6 protein-coding genes and 1 pseudogene are annotated in these 7,513 nt (G+C 62.6%); 6 read left to right on the top strand and 1 reads right to left on the bottom strand.

The genetic code is table 11. The features are described from left to right. From B3397_RS20640 to B3397_RS20615, 6 genes and pseudogenes are all read left to right on the top strand, one after another. Window positions 1-100: pseudogene (locus B3397_RS20640) on the top strand (hydroxypyruvate isomerase); the annotation flags it as partial. Between the two features lie 120 nt (window positions 101-220). After that, window positions 221-1,111, top strand: a complete 891-nt coding sequence (locus B3397_RS20635; protein WP_296253619.1) for a 2-hydroxy-3-oxopropionate reductase — start codon at window positions 221-223, stop codon at window positions 1,109-1,111. 259 nt (window positions 1,112-1,370) lie between these two features. Continuing rightward, complete coding sequence (locus B3397_RS20630; protein WP_296253618.1) at window positions 1,371-2,240, top strand: urea transporter; 870 nt, start codon at window positions 1,371-1,373, stop codon at window positions 2,238-2,240. Window positions 2,241-2,271: 31 nt separating this feature from the next. After that, a complete protein-coding gene (locus B3397_RS20625; protein WP_296253617.1) occupies window positions 2,272-3,099 on the top strand; it encodes an ion transporter in 828 nt (275 codons plus the stop codon). 98 nt (window positions 3,100-3,197) lie between these two features. Beyond that, window positions 3,198-4,196 (top strand): sulfate ABC transporter substrate-binding protein, encoded by a 999-nt coding sequence (locus tag B3397_RS20620; protein ID WP_296253616.1) that lies wholly within the window; start codon window positions 3,198-3,200, stop codon window positions 4,194-4,196. A 719-nt stretch (window positions 4,197-4,915) separates the two neighbouring features. Continuing rightward, entirely contained in the window at window positions 4,916-6,925 is a 2,010-nt protein-coding gene (locus B3397_RS20615) for an acyltransferase family protein (protein ID WP_296253615.1), read from the top strand. 186 nt (window positions 6,926-7,111) lie between these two features. Here B3397_RS20615 and B3397_RS20610 read toward each other — a convergent pair whose 3' ends face one another. Further along, complete coding sequence (locus tag B3397_RS20610; protein WP_296253614.1) at window positions 7,112-7,510, bottom strand: hypothetical protein; 399 nt, start codon at window positions 7,508-7,510, stop codon at window positions 7,112-7,114. Window positions 7,511-7,513 lie beyond the last annotated feature (3 nt).

The raw sequence follows: 7,513 nt of genomic DNA, 5'->3' as shown, positions 1-7,513 counted from the left end.
GGACCGGATTGGCTATCAAGGCTGGGTGGGGTGTGAGTACAAGCCGTTGACCACCACCGAGGCGGGGTTGGGCTGGATGAAGCAACTCAACGTGGTCTGATTCGAATCGTGTGCGTTTAGCGCCCTCTCCCCCAGGGCGAGGGCTGGGGTGAGGGGACCATTGAGCAAATCCCACCCCATCAGCCCCCCCATAAAAACAACCAGAACAAGGATCACAATCATGTCCAAGATCGGATTCATCGGCACCGGCATCATGGGCCATCCCATGGCCACCAACCTGCAGAAAGCCGGCCACAGCCTGTTCCTTTCCGCCCACCACGACGCGGCCCCGGCCGACCTGATCGCCGCCGGTGCCGTGGCCCTGGCCAATCCGCGGGAAGTGGCCCAGGAAGCGGAGTTCATCATCATCATGGTCCCCGACACCCCGCAGGTCGAGGATGTGCTGTTCAGGGCCGACGGCGTTGCCGCTGGCCTGGGCCCGCACAAGGTGGTGATCGACATGAGCTCGATTTCTCCCACGGCTACCAAGGCCTTCGCTGCCAGGGTCAACGAACACGGTGCCCAGTACCTGGACGCACCGGTATCCGGCGGCGAAGTGGGCGCCAAGGCGGCGACGCTGAGCATCATGGTCGGCGGCGACAGCCAGGCCTTCGCCCGCGCCTTGCCCTTGCTGCAATCGATGGGCAAGAACATCACCCTGGTGGGCGGCAACGGGGATGGGCAAACGGCCAAGGTGGCCAACCAGATCATCGTGGCGTTGAACATTCAGGCGGTGGCCGAAGCGCTGCTGTTCGCGGCGAAGAACGGCGCCGATCCGGCCAAGGTGCGCGAAGCGCTGATGGGTGGCTTTGCCTCGTCGAAGATCCTGGAAGTGCATGGCGAGCGCATGATCAAGGGCACCTTCGATCCTGGCTTCCGGATCAGCTTGCATCAGAAGGATCTGAACCTGGCGCTGCAGGGTGCACGGGAACTGTCGATCAACCTGCCCAATACCGCCAATGCACAGCAGGTGTTCAGCACTTGCGCAGCGTTGGGGGGCAGCCATTGGGACCACTCCGGGCTGATCAAGGGCCTGGAGCACATGGCCAATTTCTCCATTCGCAAGGATTGAGGGAGATGCGGTGTCAGTGCGGGCCCCATCGCGGGTAGAACCCGCTCCCACAGGGGATCGCCACTCAGCACCCACGGACGGCCATGCCGCAGCGGGCTTTATTTGCAAGGATTGAGGGAGATGGGGTGTCAATGCGGGCCCCATCGCGGGTGGAACCCGCTCCCATAGGGGATCTTTGGGTTCCGCCGGTGCTGAGTGGAGATCCACTGTGGGAGCGGGCTCTGCCCGCGATGGGGCCCGCATTGACACCCCCAGGATCATGACCCAAACCACATTCTGCCCGGACTGGGCTACCGCCCTGCTCAACGGCTTCAGCCAGGTACTGCTGCAACGCAGCCCCTTGTGTGGCCTGTTCTGCCTGCTGGCCATCACCCTTGCTGATCCGCATCAACTGGGCGGCGCCTTGCTCGGTGCTGCCAGCGGTCTGTTCACGGCGCAACGCCGCGGTTACGACAAAAGCCGTCGACAAGCCGGACTCTACAGCTACAACGGGATTCTGATCGGCCTGTTGCTCAGCCATTTGATGCCGTGGACGGCGCTGCTTCCCCTGCTGATCATCGCCAGCAGTGGCGTCACCACCCTGATCACCGAACACTGGCTGCAACGCTGCCCTCGGCCCACCTGCTTGCCCGCCTACACCGCGCCCTTCGTGCTGCTGGGCTGGGGCGTGTATCAACTGGCCGGCGTGCCGGACGCCGCAATGCCGCAGAACCTGCCCTGGTACCATGCCATCGCCACGGGCATGGGACAGATCTTCGTGCTGGACAACCCAGGCAGCGGCGCACTGATCGTCATCGGCCTATGGCTGTGCAACCCTCGCGCGGCCTTGTTCGCCCTGGCCGGTTGCTGCGCCGGCGTCGCTTTTGCCAGCGCCCAGGGTGCCGGCGTGAGCGGCCTTCACGGCTTCAACCCGGCGCTGGCGGCCCTCGCTTTCAGCCACAAGGCCTGGCAGGCCCTGCTGGCCCTGACCCTGGCAATCATTCTGGAGCCAGGCTTCACCAGCCTGGCATTGCCAGGCCTCACCGCCCCCTTTGTGCTTGCCTGTTGGTTGGTCAAGGCAGGCACTCGGCTGACACACCAGGCCGCTGAAGATTGCGCACCCTTGCGCAACACCGGCCAAAGCTCCTAGGCTGGGCGCCTCTCTGCCAAGTAGACCTCCCATGAACAGCCCCCATCAGGCCTGGCGCGAACGCCTGTACGTCGTCGTGTTCCAGAGTGACACCCCCGCCGGCCGCCGCTTCGACAAGACCTTGCTGCTGATCATCCTGGCCAGCCTGCTGGTGGTGATCATCGACAGCGTGGAAACCGTGCACAGCCAGTACGCCGATCTGTTCGCCTGGATCGAGTGGGGCTTCACCTTCATCTTTGCCGTGGAGTACCTGCTGCGCCTGTACTGCTCGCCCAAACCCCTGCGCTATGCGTTCAGTTTCTACGGGTTGATCGATCTGCTGGCCATCGTGCCGGGCATACTGGCGATCTACTACAGCGATGCCCAGTACCTGATGATCGTGCGGGTGGTGCGCATGCTGCGCATCTTCCGTGTGCTCAAGCTGAGCCATTACCTCAAGCAGGCCAACTACCTGCTGGCGGCATTGCGCGGCAGCAAGCAGAAAATCATCGTGTTTCTGGTCAGCGTCTGCACCCTGGTTACCGTGTTCGGTACCTTGATGTACGTGGTCGAAGGCCCGGAGCATGGTTTCACCAACATCCCCACGGGCATCTACTGGGCCATCGTCACGCTGACCACGGTGGGCTTCGGCGACATTGTGCCGAAAACGCCGATCGGCCAGATTCTGTCGTCGATGGTGATGATCACCGGTTACTCGATCATCGCGGTACCTACCGGGATTTTCACGGCAGAGTTGGCCAACGCCATGCGCAGCGAGCAACTGAACCATGACTGCCCGGTGTGCAGTAAAAAACAGCATGAGCCTAATGCTGCCTACTGCTCGCGCTGCGGCAATGCGCTGTTCGAGAAACGCTCATAAGCACAGCACACAATGGTCTAAGCGCCGTGATAACGCTGCTGGCACGGCCGCTGGCATAATGCCCAAAACTGCTGGAACACACACAAAAGGGAACTTCAGTGAAGAACATCATCGGCGCCTCGCTCCTGGCCGCAGGCTTGACCCTGGGCAGCATCGCCCAGGCCGCTCCTACTCTGCTCAACGTCTCCTACGACGTGATGCGCGACTTCTACAAGGACTACAACAGCGCCTTCCAGAAGCACTGGCAAGCCGAGCACAACGAGGCCATCACTCTGCAGATGTCTTTCGGCGGCTCCAGCAAGCAAGCGCGCTCGGTGATCGACGGCCTGCCCGCCGATGTCATCACCATGAACATGGCCACTGACATCAACGCCCTGGCCGACAATGGCCAGTTGGTGCCCAATGACTGGGTCACCCGTCTGCCGAACAACAGCGCGCCGTTCACCTCGGCCACCGTGTTCATCGTCCGCAAGGGTAACCCCAAGGCGTTGAAAGACTGGCCGGACCTGCTCAAGGAGGGCGTGCAGGTGATCGTGCCCAACCCCAAGACTTCGGGTAATGGCCGCTATACCTATTTGTCGGCGTGGGGCTATGTGCTCAAGAACGGTGGCGACGAAAGCAAGGCCAAGGACTTCGTCGGCAAGCTGTTCAAGCAGGCCCCGGTGCTGGACACCGGCGGTCGCGGCGCCACCACCACGTTCATGACCAACCAGATTGGCGACGTATTGGTGACCTTCGAGAACGAGGCTGAAATGATCGCCCGGGAATTCGGCCGTGATCAGTTCGAAGTGGTCTACCCAAGCGTTTCCGCCGAAGCCGAGCCGCCTGTCAGCGTGGTTGACAAGGTCGTGGACAAGAAAGGCACTCGCGCGGTGGCTGATGAGTACCTGAAGTATCTGTGGTCGCCTGAAGGCCAGGAGATCGCCGCCAATAACTTCCTGCGCCCAAGGGACCCTGCGGTACTGGCCAAGTACACCGATCGCTTCCCGAAGGTCGAGTTTCTCTCGGTAGAGAAAACCTTCGGCGACTGGAGAACCGTGCAAAAGACTCACTTCAACGACGGCGGTATCTTCGACCAGATCTACACCACCAAATAACCCTGTAGCAGCGGCGTAAGCCGCGTCCGCCCGCCCCGCTAATCTACCTCACACACCGCACCGCCCCCGGACCCGGCTTACGCCGGTGCTACACCGACAGCACGCCGGCCCCCCTTACACCGGTGTCACGACCAATCCTGTAGCAGCGGCGTAAGCCGCGTCCACCCACCTCGCCAATCTACCTGACACACCGCACCGCCCCCGACCCGGCTTACGCCGGTGCTACACCGACAGCACGCCGGACCCCACTTACACCGGTGTTACGACCAATCCCGTAGCAGCGGCGTAAGCCGCGTCCGGCCACTCCGCCAATCTACCTGACACACCGCACCACCCCCCGACCCGGCTTACGCCGGTGCTACACCGACAGCACGCCGGACTCGCTTACACCGGTGTTACGAACGATCCTGTAGCAGCGGCGTAAGCCGCGTCCGGCCACTCCGCCGATATACCTGACACACCGCACTGCCCCCGGACCCGGCTTACGCCGGTGCTACACCGACAGCACGCCGGACCCGGCTTACGCCGGTGCTACGCGACGTATGGGGTGGACAGGCTTATGGCCATGATGTAGAAATCTGGCTGCGGCATTCCATGTTTTGTCCCCTCTCCTGTTCTGCACATTCAAACGTCCGGCGGTAGCCTGCCCGGTGGTTTTCCATCGTGCGCGTCCAGCCTGGTCGAATCCCCAGCGTAACCCCATCCGCGAGGCCCTCGGCATGAGTGCGTCCCACGTTCACTATCGTCCGGAAATCGATGGCCTGCGTTCTCTCGCCGTGCTGCCGGTGATCCTCTTCCATGCCGGGTTTCCATTGTTCTCCGGGGGCTTTGTCGGGGTCGATGTGTTTTTCGTGATTTCCGGCTATCTGATCACCTCGATCATCCTGGCGGAAATGGCCAAGGGCGAATTCTCCTTGGTGCGCTTCTACGAACGTCGCGCCCGGCGGATTCTTCCCGCGTTGTTCGTGATGATGCTGGTGTGCCTGCCACTGGCCTGGATGTGGCTTGATCCGTTGGACCTCAAGGCCTTCAGCAAAAGCCTGGCCGCAGTGCCGATGTTTTCCTCGAACGTGCTGTTCTGGCGGGAAAGTGGCTACTTCGACGCAGCCGCAGAGATGAAACCGCTGCTGCACACCTGGACCCTGGCCGTCGAAGAACAGTACTACGTGCTGTTTCCGCTGCTACTGATGGCCACCTGGCGACTGGGCCAGCGCTGGATCGTCACACTGCTGGCCGTGATCGCGCTGGCGAGCCTGGCACTGGCGCAACGAGGCGCCCAGGCAGAGTCTGCAGCGGCCTTCTATCTGTTGCACGCGCGGGCCTGGGAGTTATTGATGGGCTCGTTCATCGCCTTTTATTTTGCCGGGCGACCTCGGATCGCGGCGCCGGCTGCCCTGGCGCAATCAGGCAGCCTGGCGGGCGTGGCGTTGATCGGCTATGGGGTGCTGAGCTTCGATCACGCCACTCCCTTCCCGGGGCTCAATGCCCTGGTGCCGACCGTAGGCGCCGCCTTGGTCATCCTCTACGCCAACCCCACCAACCTGGTGGGCCGACTGCTGGCCAGCCGGCCGCTGGTTGCGGTGGGACTGATCAGCTACAGCGCCTACCTGTGGCATCAACCGCTGTTCGCCTTCGCTCGCAACAACACCTTGCTACCGCCCGCGCCCACCACCATGTTGGGCTTGAGCGCGCTGTCGCTGCTGGTGGCGTGGCTGAGCTGGCGCTTTGTGGAACAGCCTTTCAGGGACCGCCAGGCCTTCACCCGACCGCAGGTGTTTCGCTATGGCGCCCTGGCCTCGGGGCTGTTCGTCGCGCTGGGCACTGCCGGCTTTCTCAACAATGGCTTCAGCCAGCGGTTCAATGTCGACCCGCAGCTGATGAGCGCCTTCAACGACCCACAGATTCGTGATGCCTGCGACGTGAACTATGACGGCAAGGGCTGGGGAATCGATTTCTGCTTTTTCGGCGCCGCGCAACAGCACGGCCGACCGGACGTGGCGGTGTTTGGCGACAGCCACTCCGAGGCCCTGCTGCCGGCTTTCGACGAGGCCGGTAAAAAGCTCGGCAAAAGCATTGCCCATATCGGCATTGGTGGCTGCCCGCCGTTGCTGGGAGTGGACGTGGCCGTGGGCAACTACGAACCCGGTGTTTGCGCAAGCCTGGCCAAGCGTGAGTACGACTACGTGAAGAACAACCAGATCAAGAAGGTGGTGCTGGTATCACGCTGGACCTTGTACACCGACGGCGACTACGACCAGCAACGCATGAGTGGCTACTTCCTGGTGGACCCCGCCAGCCAGGAGCGAAGCCGCGAAGCCTCCAGAGCGGTGTTCAGGACGGCGTTGGACAACACCATCGATGCCTACCGAGCACTGGGCGCCGAGGTGTACATCGTGGCGCAGGTGCCGCAGCAGCGGATCAACCCGAAGACCTTGTATTACCGGCTGGCGCGGGAAGCCGACGAAAGCGAGGCGCAGAAGCAAAAGACCATCGATGAATTATCGGTGTCGTACCGCGAACACCTGCGGCTGCAACAGTACACCCGGGGTGTGTTCGAAACTGACAGTGCCCAGCAGCGGATACGCCTGGTGAGCCTGGACGCGGCGTTTTGCCAAGGGCAGACCTGCCTGATTGGGGATGGTGGGTCCTGGTACAAGGATCAGGACCATTTGAGTGCGCGGGGGGTGGAATTGGTGGTGGGGGAGATTGCGGGGATTGTGGGGAGGTGAATGGGGGATTTGGTTGGGTTGGGTTTGGTGGTGAATGGTCCCCTCACCCCAGCCCTCTCCCTGGGGGAGAGGGGGCCGTACGGTGGTGTTGCGACTATCCGCGATCTGCTTTTAGCTCCCTCTCCCCCAGGGAGAGGGCTGGGGTGAGGGGACCATTCACCGCAGACCTCAAACCACCCACACCCCTCAAGGATGCTTACGCCCCAACCCCGCCGGCACGCCGGTGGTATCCGTCGCTTCCCAGGGCCCCTTCGGACTGGTTGCCCAGCTCCAGCCATCATTCCAGCGATAGTAGGTGCGCTGACGGTAATAGGTATCGGGCTGATCTTCCAGCACATACACCCCCAACCCTGGATCCCAGTGGCTCGCCCCGCCCGGTGGCGGCGCGAAGCTGGCCGAAGTGCGCGGCATGGGCTTGGGTGCCGGTTTTTGTGGCGTGCTCGGCGGTGTGGGTTGGGTCGCAGGCCCCACCGGCGGCAAGGTCTGTACCGGCGGCACGGGGGTCGGTTCCACCGGGCGTTGCACCGCACAGGCACTGAGCCCCATGGCCAAGCCGACAACGGCAATGCGCGCAAAACTGTTCATGTT

This window comes from Pseudomonas sp. UBA4194, from assembly GCF_002379585.1.
In the GTDB taxonomy this organism is placed as follows: domain Bacteria; phylum Pseudomonadota; class Gammaproteobacteria; order Pseudomonadales; family Pseudomonadaceae; genus Aquipseudomonas.
This window is presented reverse-complemented; position numbering and strand designations above follow the sequence as displayed.

What these genes read in the sequence shown, in the direction of transcription:
- B3397_RS20615 (WP_296253615.1), top strand. Translation starts at nt 4,916, where the DNA reads ATGAGTGCGTCCCACGTTCACTATCGTCCGGAAATCGATGGCCTGCGT.
- B3397_RS20635 (WP_296253619.1), top strand. Translation starts at nt 221, where the DNA reads ATGTCCAAGATCGGATTCATCGGCACCGGCATCATGGGCCATCCCATG.
- B3397_RS20625 (WP_296253617.1), top strand. Translation starts at nt 2,272, where the DNA reads ATGAACAGCCCCCATCAGGCCTGGCGCGAACGCCTGTACGTCGTCGTG.
- B3397_RS20610 (WP_296253614.1), bottom strand. Translation starts at nt 7,510, where the DNA reads ATGAACAGTTTTGCGCGCATTGCCGTTGTCGGCTTGGCCATGGGGCTC.
- B3397_RS20630 (WP_296253618.1), top strand. Translation starts at nt 1,371, where the DNA reads ATGACCCAAACCACATTCTGCCCGGACTGGGCTACCGCCCTGCTCAAC.